At 64.9% G+C, this 25,311-nt stretch carries 22 protein-coding genes; 15 read left to right on the plus strand and 7 right to left on the minus strand.

Annotation, left to right across the window (positions count from 1 at the left end; all coding sequences use genetic code 11):
* Positions 1 to 345 precede the first annotated feature (345 nt).
* Both NYQ83_RS10345 and NYQ83_RS10350 read right to left on the minus strand, forming a co-directional pair.
* Positions 346 to 1,269, minus strand: coding sequence for an alpha/beta fold hydrolase (locus NYQ83_RS10345; RefSeq protein WP_261214515.1), 924 nt, complete (start codon positions 1,267 to 1,269; stop codon positions 346 to 348).
* A 52-nt stretch (positions 1,270 to 1,321) separates the two neighbouring features.
* Entirely contained in the window at positions 1,322 to 2,320 is a 999-nt protein-coding gene (locus tag NYQ83_RS10350; protein WP_261215177.1) for a zinc ABC transporter substrate-binding protein, read from the minus strand.
* Positions 2,321 to 2,499: 179 nt separating this feature from the next.
* On the opposite strand from NYQ83_RS10350, the gene NYQ83_RS10355 reads away from it, so the two are divergent.
* The 3 genes from NYQ83_RS10355 to NYQ83_RS10365 are packed head-to-tail and all read left to right on the plus strand — an operon-like array spanning position 2,500 to position 4,553.
* The gene (locus tag NYQ83_RS10355) at positions 2,500 to 3,336 is read left to right on the plus strand and encodes an ATP-binding cassette domain-containing protein (RefSeq protein WP_409976990.1); all 837 of its coding nucleotides are present in this window, start codon (positions 2,500 to 2,502) and stop codon (positions 3,334 to 3,336) included.
* Positions 3,329 to 4,156, plus strand: a complete 828-nt coding sequence (znuB, locus tag NYQ83_RS10360) for a zinc ABC transporter permease subunit ZnuB (RefSeq protein ID WP_261214517.1) — start codon at positions 3,329 to 3,331, stop codon at positions 4,154 to 4,156. The genes NYQ83_RS10355 and znuB overlap by 8 nt, the downstream gene beginning before the upstream one ends.
* Positions 4,157 to 4,160: 4 nt before the next feature.
* A complete protein-coding gene (locus NYQ83_RS10365) occupies positions 4,161 to 4,553 on the plus strand; it encodes a Fur family transcriptional regulator (RefSeq protein WP_261214518.1) in 393 nt (130 codons plus the stop codon).
* A 48-nt stretch (positions 4,554 to 4,601) separates the two neighbouring features.
* On the opposite strand, the gene NYQ83_RS10370 is transcribed toward NYQ83_RS10365, so the two are convergent.
* Complete coding sequence (locus NYQ83_RS10370) at positions 4,602 to 5,375, minus strand: HugZ family protein (RefSeq protein ID WP_261214520.1); 774 nt, start codon at positions 5,373 to 5,375, stop codon at positions 4,602 to 4,604.
* A gap of 213 nt (positions 5,376 to 5,588) precedes the next feature.
* Between NYQ83_RS10370 and NYQ83_RS10375 the strand changes: the two genes are divergently transcribed.
* The 8 genes from NYQ83_RS10375 to NYQ83_RS10410 all read left to right on the plus strand — a co-directional run bounded on the left by NYQ83_RS10375 (position 5,589) and on the right by NYQ83_RS10410 (position 14,292).
* Positions 5,589 to 7,550 carry an FTR1 family protein gene (locus NYQ83_RS10375; RefSeq protein ID WP_261214522.1) on the plus strand — a complete coding sequence of 654 codons (1,962 nt, stop codon included), beginning with the start codon at positions 5,589 to 5,591 and terminating at the stop codon, positions 7,548 to 7,550.
* Positions 7,551 to 7,631: 81 nt separating this feature from the next.
* Positions 7,632 to 8,165: an iron transporter gene (locus NYQ83_RS10380; RefSeq protein WP_128291362.1), complete on the plus strand. Its 534-nt coding sequence runs from the start codon at positions 7,632 to 7,634 to the stop codon at positions 8,163 to 8,165.
* 69 nt (positions 8,166 to 8,234) lie between these two features.
* Complete coding sequence (locus NYQ83_RS10385) at positions 8,235 to 9,722, plus strand: Fe-S-containing protein (protein WP_261214523.1); 1,488 nt, start codon at positions 8,235 to 8,237, stop codon at positions 9,720 to 9,722.
* Between the two features lie 2 nt (positions 9,723 to 9,724).
* Positions 9,725 to 11,017, plus strand: coding sequence for an ABC transporter permease (locus NYQ83_RS10390; protein WP_261214525.1), 1,293 nt, complete (start codon positions 9,725 to 9,727; stop codon positions 11,015 to 11,017).
* Positions 11,004 to 12,176, plus strand: coding sequence for an ABC transporter permease (locus tag NYQ83_RS10395; protein ID WP_261214527.1), 1,173 nt, complete (start codon positions 11,004 to 11,006; stop codon positions 12,174 to 12,176). Before NYQ83_RS10390 ends, NYQ83_RS10395 begins: the two co-directional genes overlap by 14 nt.
* A gap of 3 nt (positions 12,177 to 12,179) precedes the next feature.
* A complete protein-coding gene (locus tag NYQ83_RS10400; protein WP_261214529.1) occupies positions 12,180 to 12,905 on the plus strand; it encodes an ABC transporter ATP-binding protein in 726 nt (241 codons plus the stop codon).
* Positions 12,905 to 13,396 (plus strand): TlpA family protein disulfide reductase, encoded by a 492-nt coding sequence (locus NYQ83_RS10405; protein WP_261214530.1) that lies wholly within the window; start codon positions 12,905 to 12,907, stop codon positions 13,394 to 13,396. Before NYQ83_RS10400 ends, NYQ83_RS10405 begins: the two co-directional genes overlap by 1 nt.
* A 110-nt stretch (positions 13,397 to 13,506) precedes the next feature.
* Positions 13,507 to 14,292, plus strand: a complete 786-nt coding sequence (locus tag NYQ83_RS10410; RefSeq protein WP_261214532.1) for an SDR family NAD(P)-dependent oxidoreductase — start codon at positions 13,507 to 13,509, stop codon at positions 14,290 to 14,292.
* 3 nt (positions 14,293 to 14,295) lie between these two features.
* Here NYQ83_RS10410 and NYQ83_RS10415 read toward each other — a convergent pair whose 3' ends face one another.
* Genes NYQ83_RS10415 through NYQ83_RS10430 form a run of 4 tightly spaced genes read right to left on the minus strand, consistent with a single transcriptional unit; the run spans position 14,296 to position 17,958 of the window.
* Complete coding sequence (locus NYQ83_RS10415) at positions 14,296 to 15,513, minus strand: SAM-dependent methyltransferase (RefSeq protein ID WP_261214533.1); 1,218 nt, start codon at positions 15,511 to 15,513, stop codon at positions 14,296 to 14,298.
* Positions 15,510 to 16,313, minus strand: coding sequence for a DUF1365 domain-containing protein (locus NYQ83_RS10420; RefSeq protein ID WP_261214534.1), 804 nt, complete (start codon positions 16,311 to 16,313; stop codon positions 15,510 to 15,512). Before NYQ83_RS10420 ends, NYQ83_RS10415 begins: the two co-directional genes overlap by 4 nt.
* On the minus strand, positions 16,310 to 17,698 hold the full coding sequence (locus tag NYQ83_RS10425) for an NAD(P)/FAD-dependent oxidoreductase (RefSeq protein ID WP_261214536.1): 1,389 nt from the start codon (positions 17,696 to 17,698) through the stop codon (positions 16,310 to 16,312). The genes NYQ83_RS10420 and NYQ83_RS10425 overlap by 4 nt, the downstream gene beginning before the upstream one ends.
* A complete protein-coding gene (locus NYQ83_RS10430) occupies positions 17,683 to 17,958 on the minus strand; it encodes a hypothetical protein (protein ID WP_261214538.1) in 276 nt (91 codons plus the stop codon). Before NYQ83_RS10430 ends, NYQ83_RS10425 begins: the two co-directional genes overlap by 16 nt.
* Between NYQ83_RS10430 and NYQ83_RS10435 the strand changes: the two genes are divergently transcribed.
* From NYQ83_RS10435 to NYQ83_RS10450, 4 genes are all read left to right on the plus strand, one after another.
* Complete coding sequence (locus NYQ83_RS10435; RefSeq protein WP_128291353.1) at positions 17,957 to 18,358, plus strand: DUF2177 family protein; 402 nt, start codon at positions 17,957 to 17,959, stop codon at positions 18,356 to 18,358. The two genes, NYQ83_RS10430 and NYQ83_RS10435, sit on opposite strands and share 2 nt — an antisense overlap.
* A 195-nt stretch (positions 18,359 to 18,553) precedes the next feature.
* Positions 18,554 to 19,240: an HdeA family protein gene (locus NYQ83_RS10440; protein ID WP_261214539.1), complete on the plus strand. Its 687-nt coding sequence runs from the start codon at positions 18,554 to 18,556 to the stop codon at positions 19,238 to 19,240.
* A 306-nt stretch (positions 19,241 to 19,546) separates the two neighbouring features.
* Complete coding sequence (locus tag NYQ83_RS10445; RefSeq protein ID WP_261214541.1) at positions 19,547 to 22,330, plus strand: WG repeat-containing protein; 2,784 nt, start codon at positions 19,547 to 19,549, stop codon at positions 22,328 to 22,330.
* Positions 22,331 to 22,341: 11 nt separating this feature from the next.
* Complete coding sequence (locus NYQ83_RS10450) at positions 22,342 to 25,209, plus strand: WG repeat-containing protein (protein WP_261214543.1); 2,868 nt, start codon at positions 22,342 to 22,344, stop codon at positions 25,207 to 25,209.
* Positions 25,210 to 25,311 lie beyond the last annotated feature (102 nt).

The raw sequence follows: 25,311 nt of genomic DNA on the forward strand, positions 1-25,311 counted from the left end.
CGACTCTGCGGGTTTTCAGAGCGCCAAAGAGCCTCAAAGCGTGGCACCCTTTGCGTGAAATCCTATCAGGCTCGCGCGACAAGCCTCAGCTCCCCCGTTCGGACGAACATGCAGGCTCGGCCAGGGCCCAATCGGCCCGGCTGATCGGAACTGCGCGAAACGAACTTGGCAGAGCGACATGAGGCCGTGCGAACTTGGCAGAACTCGGCAGGCTTCTCAGCCTGCCCGATGAAGCCGCAAGCGCCGCCCCTCGCCTCTCCCGAAGCCAGGACGTGAGCCACCCCGACCTTTGTCGCGGCGGCAGAGGCGCCTCACGAAAGTCTCAGGGGGAATTCGGCGACACCTCTATGGCTTCGCAGGCTGATGGAGATCGCAACGGCGTGCGAAGGCCGCGATCCGATCGAGCGTCGGCTGATCGCGCAGCAGAGGCGCATGCCCCTGCCCTTCGACCGTCAGCCGCTCCATGCCGGGATGGCGCCAGGCCATCTCCTCCACGGTCGCAGCGGTCAACAGATCGGAATTCTCGCCCCGGATCGACAACAGCGGCACGTGCCGCAGGCTGTCGAATTGCGGCCAGAGCGTCGGCACCGCCTCTTCGAGATCGAGCGTGGCAACGGTCTTCAGAAGCTTCGGATCGTAATCCGGCTTGATCGCCCCATCCCGCTCCACGAACAGCGCCTCAGTATAGGCGCGCCAATCGTCATCGCTGAGGGCGGCAAAGGAATGGCTGGCGATCTGGCGAACCATCTTCTCGGCGTCCGACATCGATTGCGGCGTGCGCATATTGGAGAGATAATTCTTGATGCGCGCGAGGCCGGTTCCCTCGATCTTGGGGCCGATATCGTTGAGGACGACACCCGCGATCAGGCCGGGGCGCATGGCGCCCAGGATCATCGAGATGATGCCCCCGCGCGAGGTCCCAACGAGGATCGCTCTCTCGATGCCGAGTGCCGTCGCGACGGCGAGAACGTCGTCGGCCTCCACCATCGGCGTGTAATGCGTCCAGTCCGGATCGTAGCCGGACAATCCGCGTCCGCGGTAATCGAGCGCCGCAACCATTCGCGGCGTGTCGGCATGGGCCGAAAAAAACCGCGCCAGTTTGTCGAAATCGCGCCCGTTGCGCGACAGACCCGGCAGGCAGACGAGCGGCAGCGCCGGGCTCTGCCAATCGCCATAAAGGCGCAGGGCGAGCTTCAGCCCGTCCTGCGCCTTCACGTATAAGACGCGCCCTTCACGCTCGCCTGTCCCGGCCATCGCTTCGTCGTTCATAGGGACAGGCAATAGCGCCTTTCATCCCATCCGTCCAAGGATTGGGGGATCGTCAGCCCAGACACTCCTGAAGCGCCGCGGCATTCTCCTCGAGCAGCTCGAAATAGAGGTCGGGTCCCGCCTTGAGGTCGGCGCCGAGCGGATCGAGCACGCCGCTCTTGGCGTCCGTGCCTTCGGTGACGACCGCGATCAGCTTCGGCGTGAACTGGGGCTCGGCAAAAACACAGACGACGCCGAGATTGCGGATCTTCGCAGCGATCTCCGAAACCCGCTGTGCGCCGGGAGAGACTTCCGGGCTCACGGTGACGGAACCGGCCGCTTCGAGCCCGAACCGCTTCTCGAAATACTGATAGGCGTCGTGGAAGACGATGAAGGGCTTGCCCTTCAGTCCGGCGAGTTCGTCGGAAAGCTCCGATGTGAGACTGTCGAGCCGCTCGCGCGTCTTGTCGGCGTTCCTGGCATAGGTCGCAGCATTGTCGGGATCGATGTCGGCAAGCTCCGTCTCGATCTCGTTCACCATCGCCTTCGCATTCTCCGGATCGAGCCACAAATGCGGGTCGATCTCGCCTTCATGGTCATGCCCGGCATGGTCATGGTCGCCATGGTCATGATCGGCATGATCATTGTCCGCATGCTCGTCGCTGGCATGCGCGTCGCCCTCATGGTCGTGCCCGGCCTCTTCATGAGCGCCATCCGCCTCATGCTCATGTCCATGGTCATGGTCATGGTCGTGGTCGTGGTCGTGAGGCTCGAAAGCGCCATCTTCGCGCGGCGGCAGAAGCGTGACGCCGGGCGCCCGCGACAGCGCAACCTTCTTGGCATCGGGCGCGATCGTCTCAAGCGGCTCCGTCAGAAACGCCTCGATTTCCGGTCCGACCCAGAAAACGATGTCCGCCCCCTCCAAGGCCCGTGCATCGGACGGCTTCAGGGCGTAATCGTGCGGCGAACCGTTCGCGACGATGAGATGCGGACTTCCGACCCCCTCCATGACGGCCGCGACCAGCGAGTGCACGGGCTTGATGGAAACGGCGACATCGGGAGCCGCGGCCATCGCCTGCGTGCCCCAGGACAGAACGAGCCCTGCCGCAAGCCCCTGAGCGAGGGATGCAAGAGGATGCCTTTTGCGCATGAAATCGACCTCTGAATTGTGCAAGTTAGATATGTTATTACATTACATACCTTGCGTAACCCTATAACATGGGTCATAGAGCGCGGCAACCGGAGACGATGATGCGCAGCGAAAAAAACGGAAAGGACGCCGACCTCCTCGTCGAGATCGAAGGTCTCGGCGTGCGCAGGGGCCGCAAATGGCTGGTGCGGGGCGTCGATCTCTCCATCCGCCGCGGCGAAATCGTCACGCTCATCGGGCCGAACGGCAGCGGCAAGAGCACCACGGCAAAATCGCTCCTCGGCGTCATCTCCCCCGACGAAGGCGAGATCCGGCGCGCCCCGAAACTGACGGTCGGCTATGTGCCGCAGCAATTGACGATCGATCGCACCATGCCCTTGTCGGTCAGCCGCTTCATGGCCTTGACCGCCCGTTTTCCGGCCGACGCGATCACCGCGGCCCTCGCCGAAACCGGCGTGGCGCATCTCGCCGGCGCCGCTTTGCAGCAGCTCTCCGGCGGGGAATTTCAGCGTGTCCTCATCGCCCGCGCGCTCATTCGCAAGCCCGACCTCCTCGTTTTCGACGAGCCCGTGCAGGGCGTCGATTTCACCGGCGAGATCGCGATTTACGATCTGATCGGCCAGATCCGCGACCGGCTCGATTGCGGAATCCTGCTGATTTCCCACGACCTGCACATCGTCATGGCGCAGACGGACAGGGTTCTGTGTCTGAACGGCCATGTCTGCTGCTCGGGTCCGCCGGAACAGGTGGCCGCGAGCGAAGCCTATCAGCGTCTTTTCGGGCCGCGCGCTTCCGAAACGCTCGCGATCTACCGCCACCATCACGCCCATACTCACGACGCCGCCGCCCCCCTGTCGGCCAACAGCGACGATGTGGAAGAAAACACTCTCTCTCAGCCGGCCCGCACCGGCACGGAGGGAGGCCACCGCCATGCTTGATGATTTCTTCGTCCGCGCCCTTCTCGCCGGCATCGGCGTTGCGCTCGTCGCCGGACCGCTCGGCTGCTTCGTCGTCTGGCGGCGCATGGCCTATTTCGGCGACACCATGGCCCATTCGGCGCTTCTCGGCGTCGCCATCGCCTTTCTCTTCGACATCAACCTGACCTTCGGCGTCTTCGCCGTCGCCACCTCCGCCTCGCTCGGCCTCGTGGCCCTGTCGCGCAACCGCTCGCTCCCCGCCGATGCGCTTCTCGGCATCCTCGCCCATTCGACGCTCGCTTTGGGTCTCGTCCTCATCGCCTTCATGACCTGGATCCGCATCGATCTGATGAGCTACCTTTTTGGCGACATCCTTGCCGTTTCGCGCACCGACGTGATGCTCATCTACGGCGTCGGCGCCGTCGTTCTCGCCATTCTCGTCGCCATCTGGCGCCCGCTTCTCGCCGGCACGATCTCCCCGGAGATCGCCGTCGCCGAAGGCCTTGCGACCGAACGCGCCCGCCTCGTCTTCATGCTTTTGATGGCGGCCGTCATCGCAGGCGCCATGAAGATCGTCGGCGTCCTCCTCATCACCTCGCTGCTCATCATTCCGGCGGCAACGGCGCGTCGCTTTGCCTCGACGCCGGAGCGGATGGCGGTGATTGCGGCGATCGTCGGCGCGCTCGCAGCCTCGGGCGGCCTCTTCGGGTCCCTCGAATTCGACACCCCCTCCGGCCCCTCGATCGTCGTCGCCGCATTGATCCTGTTCCTGGCAAGCCTCACATGGAAGATGGTCGAGCCGGAGCGCAGCAAGGCCGAAGAAGTCACGGGAACGGAGTGAGACAATGCATGAAACGCCCGCCCTGACCAAAAACCAGTCGCTGGTGATGTCGGTTCTCAGCGAGGCCAAGAGCCCGCTCAGCGCCTATCAGATCCTCGACGAATTGCGCCCCAAAGGATTGCGGGCGCCGCTCCAGGTCTATCGTGCTCTCGACAAGCTGACCGAGCACAAGCTCGTCCATCGCATCGAATCGCTGAACGCCTTCGTCGCCTGTTCGCACGCGGCCGAGCATGGCGGCGAAATGGTTGCGTTTGCGATCTGCGAGGCCTGCGGTCGGGTGGAGGAATTCTGCGATCCCGTCCTGCAGAGCCGGCTCGCCGCCTGGAGCCGCGAGCACGATTTCATCCCGACCCGCACCACTTTGGAAATCAAAGGGCGCTGCGCCGCCTGCCACTGAGACGTTTCCCGGCGGCGCCTCTCGCCACGCTCCCCGGCGGCGCCCTCCTCAGGCCGCCGCCTGGCGGGACCGCGCCTCTTTCGCAAGCCGCACCAGCATCGGCTGCAAATCCTGGGGGGACGCAAGTCTCTCCGGAAAGACGAGCCGCTCCACGAGATCGCCGGAGACGAGATCGGCCCCTTCCGGATCGAGCGAAGCCATCCACCATTCATCGGCCGGGGCTTTGCCTTTGCACAGAACCGTCGCGTAAAGCCCGATCGCCTCGCGGTGATCCTCGTTCATATGCTTGACGGCCCCATACTCGACCGGCTCCAGCTCCTCCACGAGGTCCGTCGGCAGCACGAAATCCGCGCGGTCGAGCAGAAACGCCTTGCCGAAGCCGCCATTGAGGCTCGCCCGCTCCGGCTCGATGCGGAAGAAGGCGAAATCGGCGAAATCCACGTAAAGCTGCGCCTTCGGCTGGCGCGCGAGATAGCGGCGCTTAAGCCGCGGATGCGCCGGATCGTCCGCATCGACCCGCCGCGCCTTGCCCATCATGGTCAGCCGTGGATGCGCCAAAGGGTCGCCCCGTCCGGGTTCGCCCACCATCAGCGAACAGCGCGGATCTGACATGAGCGCGTGGCGATGCGCGGAGAGTTCCGAGATCAGAATGATCGGTGTACCATCCATATCGGTAGCAAGCGCCGTGCGGGTGGCAAGCGGGTGACCGCTTTCCGCCTCGAGCGTCGCCAACGCGCCGAAACGGGCCATACGGATGAGCCGCTTGGCGAGGCTCCGTGCCTCGTCGTCCGTCGGCCGGATCACTTTGTTCTTGTCGTTCATAGGCCTGCGGCCCTCCGCTGTCTCCCACCATCGCGACGTCTTGCGCGACGGACATTTGGTCGCTGCAAATCAATGTTGACTCTAAAAGTCAAGAAGAGCTAACCCCAAACTGTTCTTTGGACGAGGTCTTAAATGCTATCGGAAACGCAAACCCTGCCGCTTGCGGCTGTCGCACCCGATCGCGCTGCGTTTCCCGACGCCGGCAGGCGAAAGATGAAGGCACGCCCCCCGCTTTCGTCTTTCGCCTGGCCGGCGCTCCTGGTTGTGCTTCTGCTCGCGGCCTTCTTTGCCGCGCCGTCTTATGCGGCCGAGCCCGACTATCGCGGCTTGGTAAGCAAGATCGAAGAGCGGCTGGCGAAAGCTGCCGACAGCTATGACGCAGGCGATGCAGACACCGCCAAAGATCTCGTCCAGGGCTCTTACTTTGAAATCTTCGAAAATCTTGAAGGCCCCATCCGCATCAACATCTCGGCCAGGCGCAGCTACGAGCTGGAGGCGGAATTCGGCGACATTCGCAAGGCGATCATCGACGGCGCTCCCGCCACAACGGTTCGCGAGCGCATCGAAGCCCAGATCGCTGCACTCGAAGAGGTCGTGCCGCAACTCGAAGAGGGCGTGCACATCAAGGCGGAGACGGGCCATGCCGCAGCCACGGCCGACGCCTCCGCAAATCCCCCGGCAGACGCCGCGCCCAAGACGGTCGAACCCTACTGGCAGCAGGCGATCGATCATGTCGGCAAGCTGATGTCGGACGCGGCCGACGCCTATGAAAACGGCAATGCCGACAAGGCCAAGGCGCTGATTACCCAGGCACAGTTCGAAGGCTACAAGAATTCTCTCCTCGAAACTGTCATCCGCCGTCACGTCTCGCAGCGCCAGGACGCCGAATTCAACGCCGAGTTCACCCGCATCCTCGGCCTCGTCGAAGACGGCAAGCCGGCGCGCATGGTGCGTGCCTCGGGCGACATTCTGGTTGCCGACATCGAAGACGACCTTCCGGGCCTGCCTCTCCTGCCCGGCATGGAAAACCGCGCGACGGCAGCTTCATCCGCAAATTCCAAGGACTGGCAGGGCGTCATCGCCACCATCGACGAGCGTCTCGCGGCCGCGATCGAAACCTACCGCGCCGGCGACACCGGAAAGGCGATCGGCGAGGTTCAGGACACCTATTTCGACGTCTTCGAAGGCAGCGGCATGGAAGCCGCGATCGGCGCCCGCGACACGGCGTTCAAGACGAAGCTCGAAGGTCATTTCACCAAGCTCGTCGGCGCCATGCGCGCCGGCCTCGAGCCGGCAGCGCTCGAAGAAGACCTCGCCACGGCAAACACGGATTTTGCGACTGCCGCGGAACAGCTCGGCGGCGGCACCGCCGATTCCCCGTGGACGCTCTTCGTCTATTCGCTCACCATCATCCTGCGCGAAGGCTTCGAGGCGATGCTCGTGGTCACCGCGATGCTCACCTATCTGGAAAAGATCGGCCACCGCGAGAAGAAGCGCGTCGTCTACAATTCCGTCGTCGTCGCCCTCGTCCTCAGCGTTGCGACCGCCATCCTCGTGCAATGGGTCTTCGACATCGCCGCCTCGCAGCAGGAGATCCTCGAAGGCGCGACGATGCTGATTGCCACCGTCGTCCTCTTCACCATGAGCTACTGGCTCATCTCCAAGGCCGAAGCGCAGAAGTGGACCGCCTATCTCAAGGGCAAGATCGGCGATTCCCTGTCGACCGGTTCCCTGACGGCGCTCTGGCTCGCGGGCTTCCTCGCCGTCTACCGCGAGGGTGCGGAAACCGTCCTCTTCTACAAGGCGCTCGCCGTCGGCGCCGATGCGAGCGGCGGCTCGTCGATCCTCGCCGGCTTCATCATCGGCCTCGGCCTCCTCGCGATCATCTATTTCGCCATGAGCTACGGCGCCCTGAAGCTGCCGATCCGGCCCTTCTTCATCTTCACCAGCGCGCTCCTCTATTACCTCGCCTTCGTCTTCGCCGGCAAAGGCGTCATGGAGCTGATCGAAGGCAAGGTTCTGGAGCCGACGCTCATCGCCTGGGTGCCGCAAGTCCCGCTTCTCGGCATCTTCCCCTACGTCCAGACGCTCGCGCCCCAGCTTGTGCTGATTGCGCTTGCGCTTCTGGCCATCCCCCTCGTCCGCCGCTCCGGGAGGCCCGCCCATGCCGGCTGACCTCCGCCGCGGCGCCGAGCCCGGACGAAAGTCCGCCTGACAACGACCAAGCTTCTCACCCGCCAGACAGGAGAATTGGCGATGATTGCAAGATGTACCAAGTTATTGACTGCGGTGATTTTCTCCGCCGGCATGGCCAGCGCCGCCCATGCCGAATTCAAGGAATATCCGGCCGGCGAGGCCAAAGAGATGGCCAATATGGAGATCGCGGCCGTCTATCTCTCGCCGATCGACATGGAGCCGCGCGGCATCGACCTTCCGGCCGATCAGGCGGACATTCATATCGAGGCCGACATCCACGCCACGCAGGGCAACCCGAACGGTTTCGGTGCCGGCGAGTGGATTCCCTACCTCACCATCGGCTATACGCTTGAAAACCTCGACACCGGCAAGGTGACGAGCGGCAACCTGATGCCGATGGTGGCCATCGACGGGCCGCATTACGGCTCCAACATCAAGATGTCGGGCCCCGGCAATTACCGTCTCAGCTATCACATCGATCCGCCGTCGCGGCAGGGCTTCGGTCGCCACACCGACGAGGATACGGGCGTCGGCCGCTGGTTCGAACCGCTCGACGTCGAATACGAATTCAGCTTCGTCCCGCTCAAGGACTAAGCGCAACGACATGACACGTGTCAGGCTCCGCTTTTCGAAGCGGAGCCTGGGGCGTGAGTGAGGGATGACGTGAGTTTTTATCTCGCCGATATGTTTCGCGCCTTCGGGCCCGCCACGTTCATAGCGGCGCTTTATGCGGGCCTTCTTCTGAAAGCGGCAAGAACGACGCTCGCCGCAGAAGAAAGGCTGCGTCGTCACCTCACCTTCATCGCCGTGCCGGCGCTGATCGCAGGAATTGCGATCGGCGCTTTCGCCTTTTTCTGGGCGGACGGCGCGGCGGCGTTGACGGAAGCGAAGATGGTCATGGAGGGCGCGTGTCTGGCCGCCGCCCTCCTGGCCCTTCTTTCCGCCCCCTTCGCCTTGCGCTTTTCGGCGGCGCGCTTCGTCGCGCTGCCGATCTTCGCGCTTCTCGTCGCGATCCTGACGGCACAGGCGGCGCTCGTCTTCGCCGACGACACCACCACCCATGCCTTGACGGCGACGAGCGTCCTCAACACCGAGCTCATCCTCAACGTCCTTGCCGTGACCATCGCGGCGGCCGCCCTCGGCGCCTTCGCCGCCGCCGTCAGCCACGCCGCGAGCCGCACGCCGCTCATCGGCCTCGGCCTCCTCGTTCTCGCCGTCCTCATCGAGGCGGCGGTCTGGGGCGGCGATGTCATGCTGGGCCTCCTGCAGGTCGGCTGGCTGCAGGTCACCTCGGCCCGCGTCTCGCTCGTCGCCAAGGCCGATTATTACGCCGAAGCGGCCGTTTACGCCGAACTCGTCCTGGCCCTCATCCTCGGCGCCGTCTTCCTTCTGCGCGCGCCACGCCCTGCCACGCTGAGCGACGACCTCGCCGGACAGGCGCGCACCGAGCGGCGCAAGCTGAAGGCGTTTGCGCTCGGCGAGCGGCGCTGGTTCCGCGGACTGGCCGCGGCGATGACCTTCATCGTCGCCTCGATGCTCTATTACGACCTTTACGCCTCGCAGCCGCCGCGCCTTTCGGAGGCGACGCCCGTCACCGTCGACGATGACGGCTCCGTCCGCATCCCGGTCGATCAGGTGAAGGACGGCACGCTGCACCGTTTCGCCTACGTCTCCAGCGACGGCCACCGGGTGCGGTTCTTCCTCATCAACCGCTTTGACGCAGAGCATGTCGCCATCGGCGTGGTCTACGATGCCTGCATGATCTGTGGCGACAAAGGCTATATCCAGCGCGGCAACGAAATCATCTGCATCGCCTGCAACGTGCGCATCTTCGTTCCTTCGATCGGCAAGGCCGGCGGCTGCAATCCGATCCCGCTGAAGCATGAGGAAGCGAACGGCGACATCGTCATCGCGCAGCTGGAGCTCGAAAAAGGCGCCCGCTTCTTCTCCGAGGTCGTCTCCACCGATGTGACAGATCCCGTCACCGGCGAGACCCTCGTCAACACCGACGCCCCCTTCAGCTTCGAATTCGAAGGCCGGACCTATTATTTCACCGGCGAGGAATCTTACGACGCTTTCCGCGACGCGCCCGAGAAATACAGCCACGAACCGCTCGCACCTGCCCGCGTCAGCTGGCAGCCGGAGGACTGATCATGTTCACACGCCTCCTCCAGCAATCCTTCCGCCGCGACTGGCGCCGCAAGCTTCTGGCGATCTTCACCATCGTTCTCGCCACCACGCTGATGACGGCGCTGGCGAGCCTGTCGATCGACGTCGGCGACAAGATGGCCCGCGAGATGAAGGCCTATGGCTCCAACATCAAGGTCGTGCCGAAGAGCGATTCCATCCCGCTCACGATCGGCGGCGTCAATTACAACCCCCTGAGCGGCCGTGATTATCTGAACGAGGCCGACCTGCCGAAGATCAAGGACATCTTCTGGCGCAACAACATCACCGGCCTCACTCCCTTCCTCACTTTGCCCGTCACGCTCGGCAGCGCCGAAGACGACCATGTCCCCCTGATCGGCACCTATTTTCACAAGCTGATGCCGGTCGAAGGCTTCGACAATTTCTTCACCGGCGTCACCGTCACGCATCCCTTCTGGCAGGTGACGGGCACCTGGCCGGAAGAGGATTCGCTCAATCAGGTTCTCGTCGGCGAAGCGCTCGCGGATAGGCGAGGCCTCAAGCCCGGCGCGACGCTCACGCTCACCTCCGCCGAGGGCAAAAGCCGCAACGTCACGGTGAGCGGCATCGTCGCGGCGAGCGAGGAAGAAGCCGGCGGCATCGTCGCCCCGCTCGCTCTCGCCCAGGATCTCGCAGGCCTTTCCGGCAAGGTCGGCTCGGTCAGCGTCAGCGCACTGACGATCCCGGAGAACTCGCTCTCCCGTCAGGCCCGGAGCGATCCCTCCTCGCTCGACGCGCAGCAATACGACACCTGGTATTGCAGCGCCTATGTGAGCGCCATCGTCCACCAGATCGAAGAGGCCCTGCCCGACGCCTCGGCCCGCCCCATCTGGCAGGTCGCCGACAGCGAAGGCGTGGTGATCGGCAAAATCCAGCTCCTGATGGCGGTCGTGGCGCTCGCCGCCTTCGCCTCCTCGGCGATGGCCATCTCCTCGCTCCTCAACACCTCCGTCATGGAGCGCAGCCGCGAGATCGGGCTAATGAAGGCGCTCGGCGCATCGGAGACGGCGATCCTGTCGCTCTTTCTCGGCGAGGCCGTCATCATCGGCATCATCGGCGGGCTGATCGGCGCCGCCCTCGGTGCCGGCCTCTCGCAGATCATCGGCCTCACCGTCTTCGGTGCCACCATCACCTTCCCCGGTGTCGTCGTCCTCGTCGTCGTCATCGCTTCGATCCTGATCGCGCTCGCAGGCTCCGTCCTGCCCTCGCGGACCATTGCCGCTCTGGCTCCCGTGGAGACGCTTTATGGCCGCCGCTGACCGTCCAACCACCGCCGTCCGCCGTGGCGGCATGGGCGCGCGCCTTCTCTGGCGGGCGCTTCTGGTGCGCCGCAGCCGCGTTCTCGCCGCCGTCACGGCGATTGCCGTCGGCGCGGCTGTCATCGCGGCGCTCGCGAGCCTTTATTTCGATATCTCCGCCAAGATGAGCCGCGAGCTCAGAGCCTATGGCGCGAACTTCATCGTCGCGCCGGCCTCTGCGGAGGGCGACAAGACGTTCAGCGAAGCGACTTATCGCAAGCTCATCGCCGAACTCCCGGCCGACCGGCTCGTCGGCGCCTCGCCCTTCCTTTACGGCGTCGCCCGGGTCGAGGACCGCGAAGCCGTCATCGCCGGCCTCGATTTTGCCGGCGCGCAGAAGATTTCGCCCTACTGGCAGGTCGAAGGCAATTGGATCGGCGTCGATTTCGACGAGCGCCGCTGCATGCTGGGCGAACGTCTTGCGGAAAGCCTCGGCCTTCACCCGGGCGATACCATCGAGGTCTCCAACGACGACGGCTCCTTCAAAACCGAGCTCACCGTGCGCGGCATCGTGGAGACCGGCGAGGCGGAGGACGATCAGATCCTCGTCAACCGTTCGCTCGCCCAGAAACTCCTCGGCATGCCGAACGTCATCAACCTCGCCATGCTGAGCATCCAGGCGGAGGGCGAGGAGGCCGACAGGCTGGCGAGCACGGTCGAAGCCGATTTTCCCGGCCTCGACATCCGCCCCATCCGCCAGGTGTCGCAATCCGACGGCGAGCTTCTCGACAAGATCAAGGTGCTGATGGCCTTCGTCGCCGGCATCATTCTCGTCATCACGGCCGTTTGCGTGAATTCCACCCTGACCGCGATGATCGTGGAACGGCGGCGCGAGATCGGCCTGCAGAAGGCCCTCGGCGCCGACGATTCCGCCATCATGCGCCAGTTCCTGATCGAAACCGTCACCCTGTCTCTGATCGGCGTCGCCGCCGGCCTCGTCATCGGCTTCGGCCTCGCCCAGCTTCTCGGTCAGGCGGTCTTTTCAACGGCGATCTCGTTCCGTGCCATCGTGGTGCCGGCAACGCTCGCCATTTCGCTTGTTGCGGCGCTTGCCGCCGCCATCGTCCCGATCCGCAGAGCGATCCGCATCGTTCCTGCGCAAGTGCTGAAGGGAGAGTAGACCATGCTCCAGGCTTCGAGCGACGAGCTGGAGGAGTTCGAGACGAACTCCGAAAGCCATACCCGTCCCGTAATCGAGACGCGCGGCCTGACCAAACGCTTCGGCACGGTCACCGCGCTCGATCACATCGACCTCACCATTCGCGCCGGCGAGTTCGTCTCCGTCATGGGCCCGTCGGGCTCGGGCAAGACGACCTTCCTCAATCTCATCTCCTGCCTCGACACGCCGACGGAGGGCTCCTACCTCCTCGACGGCATCGATGTGTCCACCTTCACGGAGAAGGAGCGCGCGGTGATGCGGCGCGAGCGCATCGGCCTCGTCTTCCAGCAGTTTCACCTGATCCCGTATCTGAACGCTCAGGAAAACGTCATGCTGGCGCAGCACTACCATTCGGTCGTGGATGCGGAAGGGGCGACGCGGGCGCTCGAACGTGTCGGCCTCGCCGACCGCGCCCACCACCTGCCCTCGCAGCTGTCTGGCGGCGAACAGCAGCGCGTCTGCATCGCGCGCGCCCTCATCAACGAGCCGTCCTTGATCCTCGCCGACGAGCCGACCGGCAATCTCGACGCCAAGAACGAACACCTCGTCATGGAGCTCTTCTCCGAGCTTCACCGTGAAGGCCGCGTCATCGTCCTCATCACCCACAATCCGGAACTCGGCCGCCGCACCGATCGCACCATCTGGTTCGAGCACGGCCGCCGCGTCCGCCGTGCATCCGAGGCCGCGTGATGATCAAGCTCCTCTCCGCCCTCGCTTTGTCGACGACCGTCGCCCTTTGCGGATGCAACAAGAAGGACGAGACGGCGGAAGTCGGCCAGCAAGCACCGGCGATCGCCGCGCTCAACGACGACAGCCAGCCGGTCGATCTCGCCGATTACCGCGGCAAGGTCGTGCTGGTGAATTTCTGGCGCGCCGAATGCGGCCCCTGCCTGCGCGAAATGCCGGAGCACGACAAGGTCTATCAGCGCCTGAAGAAGGACGGCTTTGAAATCCTCGCCGTCAATGTCGGCCAGAGCCAGAAGGTCATCCATGACGCGCAAAGGCGCATCGGCGTGAGCTTCCCGCTCCTCTCCGACGAGCTCGAAATCACCTCGCGGCGCTACCGCGTCATCGCCGTTCCGACCTCCGTCATCGTCGATCGCGAAGGCATCGTCCGCGCCTGGAAGCCCGGCCCGATGACAGAGGACGAACTTGAAGAAAAGGTCGAAGCGCTGCTCTGATCCGCAATCTGTGCGGGAGCGTCGCACGCTCCTCCCATTGCCCTCGCCCCGCGCCGCGACACTTTCAAAGGCTGACGCGGCGCGACGAGGCCGCATAACAGGGAGACCGCATGGAAATCGGATCGACGCGAGGCCAGCACGCAAGGCGCACGGCCTGGATCACGGGCGCGAGCACCGGCATCGGCCGGGCCCTGGCGCTCCGGCTGGCGCGCGAAGGCTGGAAGGTGGCCGTCAGCGCCCGCAGCGCCGACAAGCTTGATGCGCTCGCCGCCGAGGCGGAGAGCCTGAAGGGCGACATCCTCGCCTTCCCCCTCGACGTCACCGACAAGGAGAAGACCGCCGAGGCCGTCGCCGCGATCGAAGACGCGCTCGGCCCCCTCGACCTCGCCGTTCTGAACGCGGGCACCTACAAACAGCGCAAGGTCGAGAATTTTTCGGCAGATGAATTCCGCCAGGCCGTTGAAGTCAATCTGATGGGCGCAGTCCATGGACTTGAGCCCCTCCTGCCGCGTTTCATGGAACGCGGCCGCGGCCATGTCGCGATCGTCGCCTCCGTCGCCGGCTATGTCGGCCTGCCGACCGCGGCCGCCTATAGCGCCACCAAAGCTGGGTTGATCGCCCTGGCGGAATCGCTCCAGCCGGAGCTGAAGCGCAAGGGCGTCGCCATCACCGTCATCAATCCGGGCTTCGTCGACACGCCGCTCACCGAAAAGAACAGCTTCCCGATGCCTTTCCTGATCCCGGTCGACCGCGCCGTCGATGCCATCGTCTCAGGACTTGAAAAGAAGCGCTTCGAGATCGTCTTTCCCTGGCAGATGGCGCTGTCGATGAAATTCCTGCGCGCGCTCCCCTACCCGCTTCTCTTCCTTTTGACGCGTTTCATGATCCCCAAATGAGGCTCAGCCGCGCGCCAAGAGGAACTGGCCGACATCGACGCGCCCGCCTTTGAAGCCGACGGCGCAATAGGTGAGATAATAGCGCCACAGCCGGCGGAAGCGCTCGTCGAAGCCGAGCTCGGAAATCGCCGGCCAATGCACGAGAAACGCCTTCTCCCAGCGCCGCAGCGTCTCGGCATAATCGCGCCCGAAGAAGAAGGCGTCGCCGATCTCGAACCCCGCCTCGCGCGCACGGCTCTCGAAAGCGGAGCGCGGCGGCAGCATCCCGCCCGGAAAGACGTAGCGCTGAATGAAATCGACGTTCTTGCGGTAATGCTGGAAGCGCCCCTCGTCCATGGTGATCACCTGGATGAGCGCGCGGCCGTTCTCCTTCAGCCTTCGATGGACGACGTTGAAGAAGGTCGCCCAGTTCGCCTCACCGACCGCCTCGAACATCTCGATGGAGACGATCTTGTCGTAGGAGCCGGCCGTATCGCGGTAATCTTCCAGACGGATCTCCGTCTTCCCGTCGAGCCCCGCACCGGCAAGCCGCTCACGCGCAAAGGCCGCCTGCTCGCGCGACAAGGTGAGCCCGGTCACATGACAATCGGCCTCCTTCGCAGCGATCTCGGCAAAGCCACCCCAGCCGCAGCCGATCTCGAGCACCCGCTCGCCGGGTTTCAGCTTCAGAATATCGATGATGCGGCGGTATTTCGCCCGCTGCGCCTCGGCGAGATCCACGTCGGAGCGCGCGAATAACGCCGCCGAATAGGTCATCGTCTCGTCGAGCCAGCGTCGGTAAAACTCGTTGCCGAGATCGTAATGCGCCGCAATGTTGCGCCGGCTGCCGCGCCGGGTGTTGGCTCGGCCGAGATGTCGCAGGCGCTCCCACGCCCCCTGCAGGCGATTGAGCGCCACGGCATCGCCGACGGCCGGCTCGTTGAGAAGCGCGAGCTCGAGCACCGCTTCAAGGTCGGGCGACGACCAATCCTCGGCGATGTAACCCTCGGCAAGCCCGATCGCGCCTGAGTTGAGAAGGCGCAGAAAGAACCGGCCGCGATGAATATGCATGACGGCGTGCGGACCTGCGGTGGCGCCGGCGGCCGTCATATGGCTGCCGTCCGGGAAATGCAGTGTCAGCTCGCCGACCGCAATCCGGTCGACGATCTGGCGGGCAAGGCGCGACCAAAGAGCGGCGGGGAGCGCCGGCCATGATGAGGACCGGCGTTCGGCGTGGCTCATTGCGGATTGTCTCCATTTTGGGCTTGCGGCAGGACGATCGTGGAAGCGTAGCGCTGCGGCGCCTTCTCGTGGCGGAAGAGCGGCATGCCTTTCCACCACAGGCGCAGCGCCTCGTAATAGATGCCACCCGTGACTTTCCACGTCATCAGCGGATGGGACATGAAGGCCTTGAAGAGCCCCCGATCGCTCATGGCGCGCCGTTCCCCCGCGAACGAGGCGATGAGGAGCGGTCCCTCACTGTCCTCCTCGGCGATGCGCACGAGAACGCGCTCCTCGGGCGGCGCGATGCGGAAGTGATAGCGACAGTCCATCGGAATGAACGGCGACACATACATGAGCTTGTCGCAGGCCTGCTCGATCGTCTCCTGCGCCTCCCCCGTCACCGGGATCACATAAGTGTGCTTTTCGGAAAACGTGTTCGACACTTCGTGCAGGATCGCAACGAGCCGATCTTTCGCGTCGTAGCAGAAATAGACGCTGAGCGGGTTGAAGACATAACCCAGAACCCGCGGATAGGTGAGAAGCGCAACCCGCCCGCCTTCGGCCTCGATGCCCGCCTCTGTGAGCCGTTCCGACACCCAACGGCGCAAGCCACCGGCCTCTCCGCGGCCATGGTCGGAATCGTAAAAGCTGAACAAAGAGAAGCGGTTATAGCCGAAAAGACGCAAGCCCCGGCTGAGGCTCTCGAGCTCGTCGAGATCGACGAGCAGCGAGAACACGCGATAGTGCAAGCGGTGGCGGCGGGGCCGCATCCGGCTGTGCACCACATCGCCGGCATAGATGGCGGATCGAAAGGTCATTGCGCCATCTCAAGATGGGGCGAAAGCGTGATCCGACCAGATTGTGCGGCAACGTTCCACGGCCGGCGCGCCCCGGAAAGCGCCTCGGCGGCGGCAAGCCCGGCCTGCAGCCCGTCCTCATGGAAGCCGTAACCGAAATAGGAGCCGCAGAAGAAGGTGTTGCGGCGCCCCTGCAGACGCCAGAGCTCACGCTGCGCCTGCAAAGCGGCCGAATTGAACAGCGGATGCTGGTAAGAAAACTCTTCGATCACGCTCTCGGCCGCCGGCTCGCGCACCGGATTGAGCGTCACGAACAGCGGACAGGCGGGATCGAGATTCTGTAGCCGGTTCATCCAATAGGTGACGCACAGTTTCGGGTCTGCTCCCTCCGCCGTCTCCGCGACCGTCTCGCCGACATAGTTCCAGCTCGACCACACGCGCTGACGGAGCGGCATCAGGCGCGCATCCTGGTGCAGAACGGCGCGGTTCTGCGTGTAGGAGAAGGCCGACAGCGTGTCGCGCTCCTCCGCATCGGCATCACCCAGCATTTTGAGCGCCTGGTCGCCGTGACTTGCGATGACGACGGCCGCAAAGCGGTCCCGGTTGCCCGTGTCGTCGACGACGGTGACGCCGTCCGCCTGCCGCGTCACCTCGGCGACCGGCGTGCCGAGCCGAAGGTCGGAGCCGAACCCGTCGAGGATGCGCGCCACATATTCCCGGCTGCCGCCGCTCACCGTGCGCCAGGCCGGCCGGTCCTTCAGCTGCAACAGGCCGTGGCTCACGAAAAAGCGCACGAAAGCGAGAACCGGATAGGCACGCATTTCCTCAGCCGTCGTCGACCAGATCGCCGCTGCCATCGGCAGAAGATGGTCTTTGACGAAAGGCTCGCCGTAACGCTGTTCGGAAAGGTAATCCCCGAGCGTCAGAGAAAGCGCCCTCTCCTGTCCGATCAGCGCCGGCGCCTCGCGGTAGAAGCGTAAGAGATCGCGCAGCATCGACCAGAAGCGCGGCTTCACGAGATTGCTGCGCTGGCCGAAAAGCCCGTTGAGGCCGGTGCCGGAATATTCCAGCCGCCCCCCGTCGAGCGAGGCGGCAAACGACATGTCGGAGGCCTCCGTCGCCACGCCGAGATACTCGAACATGGCAACGAGATTGGGATAATTGGCGGCGTTGTAGACGATGAAGCCGGTATCGACCGCGATCCCGCCCTTGTCCGGCGGCAGCACCACGGTGTTGGAATGCCCGCCCGGCCGACCCTCGGCCTCATAAAGCACGACCTGCCGCCCGCTCCGGCGCAAGAGCCAGGCGGCCGAGAGGCCCGAAATCCCACTGCCGATCACCGCGACCTTGCCGCCCTCGGCCTCCCCGGTCGCCGTTTCCGGCCCGTCATTCACGAATCGCTGCATGTCCGCCCCTTCCGTGCGGCCACGATAACGGCTTCAGGTAAAAATCCTGCGTCCGACTTTGGTGGCGCACACGAAAGCCGGTCGATTTTTCTTCCCGTCGATTTTTCTTCCCGTCGATTTTTCTTCCCGTCGATTTTTCCGCCCGTCGATTTTTCCAGTGTCGCCTGAACTGGCACGGCCCCTTGCGCGTATGTATCCTCGAACACGCGCGTCACTCCAAGTCGCCACACCTGCCAGGTCGCCCCGAAAGGATCTTCCATGCCCACATCTCTCACCGCCTACATTGCGACGGCAATCGTCTTCTTCGGCCTCGATTTCGTGTGGCTGAGCCAGATGGGCGGCACCTTCTACAAGGACCGGCTGGGCGACCTGATGGCGGCAAAACCCGATCTCGCCGTCGCCGGCCTCTTCTACCTCGTCTATGTCTTCGGCATCATCTATTTCGCCGTCTGGCCCGCCATCAACGGCGGCGGCTGGACGACGGCCCTCGTCGCCGGCGCCATCCTCGGCTTCATCGCCTACGGCACCTACGACATGACCAACCTCGCTACCCTGCGCGACTGGCCGGCCTCCGTCAGCATCGTCGACATCTGCTGGGGCACCTTCCTCACCGGCTTCTCGGCGCTGATCGGCTATCTTCTGACCCGCTGGATCAGCTGAGCCGGCGCAATGTCGGCAGAGGCCGCGGAACACTGCGCCTGCGGCTATCAGAGCCCTGAAAAACGCCGCTAAGCGCTTAGCCGCACAGCTATTTTCTCAGGAACTCCGGCCCCGACCTCTCATTGGTTCTGCGTCGCAAGCAGGCGCCATTCGCCCTCGCGAAGGCGCCGCTCCACGCAACAATGGGAGGACCTCATGTCGAAACATCTTCTTGGAATTTCCGTCACCGCACTGGCATGTGCGCTTGGCGCCGCTCCGGCACTCGCCCAGACGAGCGGCGGCTCCACCGGCACAAGCAGCGGCACGACCACTTCCGCCACGAGCAACATGGGCAGCGACAAGAGCCCGTCCGACATCACCTGCCGCGAGGTGACGGCGCTCGATCGGGCCGCCGTCCCGGGCGTGCTCTATTACATCGCCGGCTATTCGGCGGCAGAGAAGGAGCGTGGCGGCTCCATGGGCACGAGCGGAACGTCCACCGGCACGAGCGGCACGACATCGACCTCGTCCGGGATGAGCGCCGACACCGCGACCTCCGGCAGTATGGGGGCCGACACGAACACCAGCGACATGACCTCGGACAGCAACGCCATGTCATCGGACGCAGGCAGCATGTCCTCAGACGGCAGCAGCGCCTCCCGCGACAGCGCCACGTCGGGCATGGCGAGCAGCCAGGACAAATCCGGGCATCCGAGAGTGGTCGCCATGCGTGGCTTCTATGAGGTGCCGGTCGAACGCACCCTGATCGCTTGTGGCGAAACGCCGGAAAGCCGCGCCTCGGACGTCATGGACAAGCAGCAGCGCTCGGGCGCGACGGATAGCGGCTCGATGAAGAACGATTCGATGAACGGCGGCGACAGCTCGTCGGGCACGAGCCAGTAACCCATCAAGGCACGAGCCAAGGGCTCCGTCTGCGGCCGCTGCGGCGGTCGCGGGCGGGGCTTTTTTTATGCGCCTCCCTCCCCGCGGCTCGGCCCGCCACCATTCCTCCCGCGTCATGAGAAAGCCACGAATCTCGAAGCCGGAAGAACGGCTTCGAAATTTCAACTGTGACGAATTGACAGCTCCCTGAGCCGCGATGCTACACAGCCGGCCCTTCCATAGTGCCGGCGCGCCGGTGCGTTGATCTTTCCATTCGACCGATGTCGTTCTGCGCCTGCGGAGGCATCGGCATGACCGGGAGAGCCCATGACCTGCGCCAGGCTCCGCGCCTCAGTTCTCGTTGCGGCCGCCCTCGCCGCATCCCCCGCTTTCGCACTCGACAATTGGCCGCGGAGCTGTGACTGGCAGAAAGATGTGGCGGGCTGCTTCCACAGCTTCCACGAGGGGCTGGCGCTCGTTCCCACCGGCCCGCTCGATGGCGCGCCGGTCTACGGCTATCTCGACCACGACGGCAAAATGGCGATCGCCCCGCGCTTTACGGAAGCGGCGCCCTTCGCCAACGGCCTCGCCGCGGTGAAACTCGACGGCAAATGGGGCTATGTCGACAAATCCGGTGCCTTTGCGATCGAGCCGCAATACGACGCCGCCCATTCCTTCAACGCCGCCGGCGTCGCCATCGTCGAAAAGGAAGAGGCGGTCAGCCTGATCGACAAGACCGGCGCCGTGGTGAAGCGTTTTCCGCTCGGCGCGCGCTACTTCGAGCCGGCGAACCAGGCGGAAGTGCAGCTCACCCCCATCGAGGCGCCGCTTGCGCCCGTCGTGTGGGACGCAGCGAGCACGAAATCCCTCTCCCTGCCCGACGGCACCATGCGGGTGGAGCCGGCCCCCTTCATCGAGGACGGCGTCTTCGTCCAGATCCGCGAAAGCCGCTATCGCGGCTCCTGGGGCCTTCTCGGCATGGACGGCGCGTGGGTTGTCGCGCCGGAGGTGCTCGGCACGCAAAAACTGCCGATCACCGACGGAAAAACCTTCGCCGTCGACCGCGAAGACGGCTGGCAGATGGTGGATGCCACCGGCAAGCCCCTGAACGACACCTTCTTCCGCGGCCTCAGGCTGATCGCGCCCGGCACCTGGCGCGCCAGAACCGAAGGCCGCACCGAGCTGCTGCTCGATGCGGCGGGCAACACGCTTGCCGAACTCGGCAAGGGCACGCGGGAGATCAAGTCCGACGAGACCTCCACCTATTTCCAGACCGAAGACGGCGTGATCATCGCCAGTGCCGGCGGCGAGGTCGTCGAAAGAGACTTTCCCGACATCGGCTATGCGCGCGAGCAGGGCGATACGCTGTGGATCTACGACAACGACAACAGTGCAATCCAGGCGCTCGGCCCGGACGGCACACCGCTTCTCGACGACGAGACGCTGGCAAAGCTTGACGCCTATTCCATCTCGCGGGTGTCCGCTGCCGACGGCAAGGCGGAAAGCCTGCCGCTTGCGACCTTGCGCCCGAACGATCGAAATGCGCCGCCTGCGATCCTCACCCACGAGGGCGAGATCGTCACCCGCGCGGACTGGTCCGACATCGACGCCTATTATGCGGACGAAGGTCCGCTCGTCGTGCGCGCCGACAACGATCTTTACGGCGCCATCGCGGCCGATGGCGACTGGGTCGTTGAGCCGGCCTACCGGCAGCTTGCCTCCTTCCACGACGGCTATGCGCTCGCCCAGAAACCGTCCGAGGACGACGGCCTGATCGTCGCCGCCGATGGCAGCGAGCATCCGGTGCGGCGCGCCGTCTTCCGCGGCCGCGACAAGATGGCGGATGGCATCCTGACCTATCGCGAGCGCGATCCCGACACCCGGAGCACGCGTGCGGGCCTCTGGGATATCGCGGCGGGCAAGACGGTGGGCGAGCCGAAATTCGTCGAGATCGGCGAGTTCGCAGACGGCTTCGCCCCGGCGAAGAAGGCCGCTCCAACCTACGGAGGGCGTCATTGGGGCATCATCGACCGCAATGGCGGATGGGTGATCGATCCGGACGAGACGATCTCGCGCGAGCCCAAACGTCTTGCCTCCGGCCTCTATCTTCTCGAGCACCGGGTCGACGGCGAGCAGACCTATGCCCTCGCCTCCCCCCGCGAAAAGCGGGTGATCGTCGAAGGCCTCGGCGAGAGACCGACCGAGATGCCGGGCGGAGGCTTTCTGGTTCGCCCGGCGGACGGCGGCGCCCTGCTCCTCGACGAGGCCGGCGAGACGCGCATGCAGGCGGACGGCAATCCGGAAGACGTCACGACCGCAGGCAATTTGGCGATCCTGACCTTCCGCTCCGGCCAGGGCGCCGTCGATGCAAGCGGCGCATGGCGGGTTCCCCCGCGTTTCACCCAAAGGCTGGACTTCGTCCTGCCGCAGCGTGTGGCGCGTGCCTATGACCGCAGCGAAACCCTGCTCGTCGGTGCCGATGGCAACATCCTTTCGCTCAATGCCGACGCGACCGTGCCGATCCCGGGCATGGACCGCTATGCCCGCACTCTAGACAAGGAGGGCGAGACCACGCTCATCGACCGCGAGGGCAAGGAATTCGCACGCATCGACGGGCGCTACGCCCTGCGCGAGGAAACGGGCGGCGAGGGTCTGGTCGCCTATCGCGACGAAGAGGCCAGCAAGGTCGGCTTCATGGATGCCGACGGCAACAAGGTCATCGGCCCGTTCTTCGAAACGCTCGGGCCGATGAGCGAGGGGCTCGCCTATTTCCGGCGCCTCGACATTTCGGGCAACCGGCTCGGCTACCTCCGCCGCGACGGTACGCGCGCCACGCCCGCCATCTATCTCTCCGCCAAATCCTTCAGCGAAGGAAAGGCCCTCGTGGTCGACCGCGACGGCGATCTCTTCTTCATCGACAAGGAGGGCGAGCCGACGATCCGCTTCGCCGCCCAATGCGGCAACATCATCGTCGAGGATGGGAAAGGCAATCGCACCTGGCCGGACGAAGTGACCTGCGAAACCGACGCGAGCGGCGATGCGCCCGACGACAGGGCATCCGAAAACAATGCGTCCGAACAACGTGCAGACGACAAAGGCAGCAAGCAGTGAGGCGGCCCATCATGAGCAAGACGGCATCCTTGACGACACTTAGCGCCGCCCTCCTCGCGAGCGCCCTCACCGCACCGATGGCACATGCGCAGACGCGAACCTGCGACGTCATGGGGAGCTCCATACTCTTCTCCGCGCTGGATCCGAACTCCGGACAGACGCCGAGCCGCAGCAACGACTGCATGTCGGCGCTCGGCGAAGGCATGGCCGCGGTGCAGCTTCCGAGAGCCGACAGAAACATCGATGACATCGCGGCCGGCCAGCGCCAGGGCTACGGCCTGAGCGATCACAAATGGGGCTTCGTCGATCGCGACGGCAAGCTCGCGATCCCGCCGAAATTCGACGCCGTGCAGCCCTTCGCGCATGGTCTCGCCGCCGCCAGGGACGGAAGCCATTGGGGCTTCATCGACACATCGGGAGACTGGGTGATCGAGCCCGGTTTCGGCGAGGCCAAGGCTTTTGCCGAAATCGGTGTGGCGCCGGTCTGGAAACTCTATGAATGGGTGCTGATCGGGCGCGACGGGAAGCGGCTCGATATCGATCTCGGGGGGCATCTCGCCTCCCTCTCCGTCGGGTCCGGCGAGCCCGCTCCGGTCCGGACCACGTACGCCCCGGTCTATAAAAGCCCGGACGGCAAAGAGATCAGCTCGATGCCGGATCTGGAGATCGTCGGTGGGTTCGGCGCTCCAGAGGCGAACCTCTTCCTCGTCCGCGCCCATGGCGCGCTCGGGATCGTCGATAGCGACTTGAACGTTCTGGTGCCGCCGCTCTTCGATTACATCGACCCACCGCGGCAGCCCGGCGGATTGTGGACCGCGGCTGGCGGCGCGACCTATCAGGCGCTCCTCAAGCCCGACGGCACGGTCGTCGGCTCCGAATACCGGGAGATCCGGCAAATCAGCAACGATCTCTGGTGGGCCTCCGGTGATGACGGAGAGGTCTTCATCATCAATCGCGCAGGCAAAACGCTCGCCGAGATCGACCGGCCGGGCCGCACCTCGATCGGCCAGTTCGGCCCCTTCGTCACCTATCGCGCGGAGGATGGCACACAGGTCTTCGCGCCTCAGGCGGACGCGCCGGTGGTTCTCGAAAAGGGTTTTCTCGCCGAGCGGACGATCCAGGACGAACTCCTGCTCGTTCAGGACGAGAACGGCGCCGTCGCCGGGCTCATCTCGCGCGACGGACATTATCTCTCCCGCAAGGATCATGACTGGGTCGGCCAGATCGATTCCGTCGAGATCAAAGGCGGCTGGTACTGGCCGAACGACATCGACGGTCGGCTCAACATCCTCGGTCCCGACCTTGAACCCCTCCTCACGCCCGAAGCGGTCGAGAAGCTCGACGGCTTCGGCGTCGAGATCGTGCCGCGCGTCGACAAGGGCGAAGGCCCGGTGCCGGTCGCGATCCTCGGCCAGACCTGGTGTCAGTGCAACGAGGAGGGCACCGGCCTCCTCCTCTCCGATGGCAGCATGGTGGTCGACAAATCGTGGGGCAACGTGAGCCTCCTGGAGGACGAGCCGCTCACGACCGACGAACCCCGCTTCGCCATCGCCACGGCCGAAGGCGTCGGCATGATCGACGAGACGGGCAAAGTGCTGCTGGAACCGTCACAGGATCACATCAGCCGCTTCCACAACGGCTACGCGCTGACCTCCCGCAACGGCGACATCCAGGCGCTCGGCCGCGACGGCACACTCCACGACATCCCCTCAGGCTTCGGCCTGAAGATCGTCTCCCCCGGCCTCGTCACCTATCAGGAGACGGCCGCGGCCGATGATCTCCTCAGGCTTTACGACATCGCGGCCGGGGAGCCGGTGGGCGAGGCCCGCTTCCGCACGGTGCAGGACTTCGTCGCGGGTCAGGCGATCGCCAGGACCGCCGAGGGCCGGCTCGGCGTCATCGACCAGAGCGGTGCCTGGATTATCGATCCCGATTACGCCGAGATCGAACGCATCAACGGCAAGCTTTGGGCGGTGCGCGAGGAACCCTCCGACGAAATATTCAGCACAAAGCCAAAGGCGGTCGTGAATGCCGCGGGCGAGACGGTCGTGGCGTTCACGCCCTCGCTGCAAGTCACAACCTGGCCGGACGGGCGTGTCGAAGTCCTGTCCCACGAGGCCGGTCTCCATCTACTTCTGTCGGAGAACGGCGACGTTGAAATCGATGGCCGCGAGACGCAATTCGCCCGTGTCGGGCATTGGCTGCGCACCATCCGCCGGCCCGCCACGGGCTATCTGACAGCCGAAGGCGAATGGGCTCTGCCGCTCCGCCGCGGCGTCGGCTCGTCCTTCCACGGCGATCGCGCCCTCTTCGCCACCGCCGAGGGCGCCCATCTGATCGATCGCGACGGCGAGACGACGGCCGACCTCCCCGCCGCGCAATGGGCATGGCCCGCGGACGCCGACTGGCTCGTCGGCTGGAACGACGACGAGGACAAGACGGTCTATGCCGACGCGCAAGGCGATGAGACGCTCAGCGTCGAGGGCCGCGGCGGCTCCTTCCGCAACGGCGTCGCGCTCAATCGTCCGAACCGGAACGAAAAGCCCGGCTGGATGGACCGTTCCGGCGAGCGCCTTGAGATCGGCCGGTACCGCGATCTTTCGCGGCCTGACGATGAGGGCCTCGCCTATGCGGCCGCGCAGGAAGGCCTTTACGGCTATATCGACAGCGAGGGCCGCTATCTCATCCCGCCCGTCTACCGCGATGCGTCGCGCTTCTCCGACGACCGGGCGATCGTCACGACCGGCGCCAACGCCATGATGATCGACAGAGAGGGCCGCCCCCTCGCCCGCGTCAACGAAACCTGCGGCGTGCGCGTACTCTACGGCCCGGACAACCGCCGCCTCTGGCCGGAAAGCCTCCCCAAGCGCTGCCGCTGACACAGCTGGCGGGGGTGCTTGCACCTCCGCCAGCTCGCATATGTAAGAAGACGAAGAACCGGCCGGCTTCCGCCGGATCGTGAAGCGCTTTAGAGAAGGCCG

It is taken from the genome of Afifella sp. JA880 (assembly GCF_025379905.1).
Lineage (GTDB): Bacteria > Pseudomonadota > Alphaproteobacteria > Rhizobiales > Afifellaceae > Afifella > Afifella aestuarii.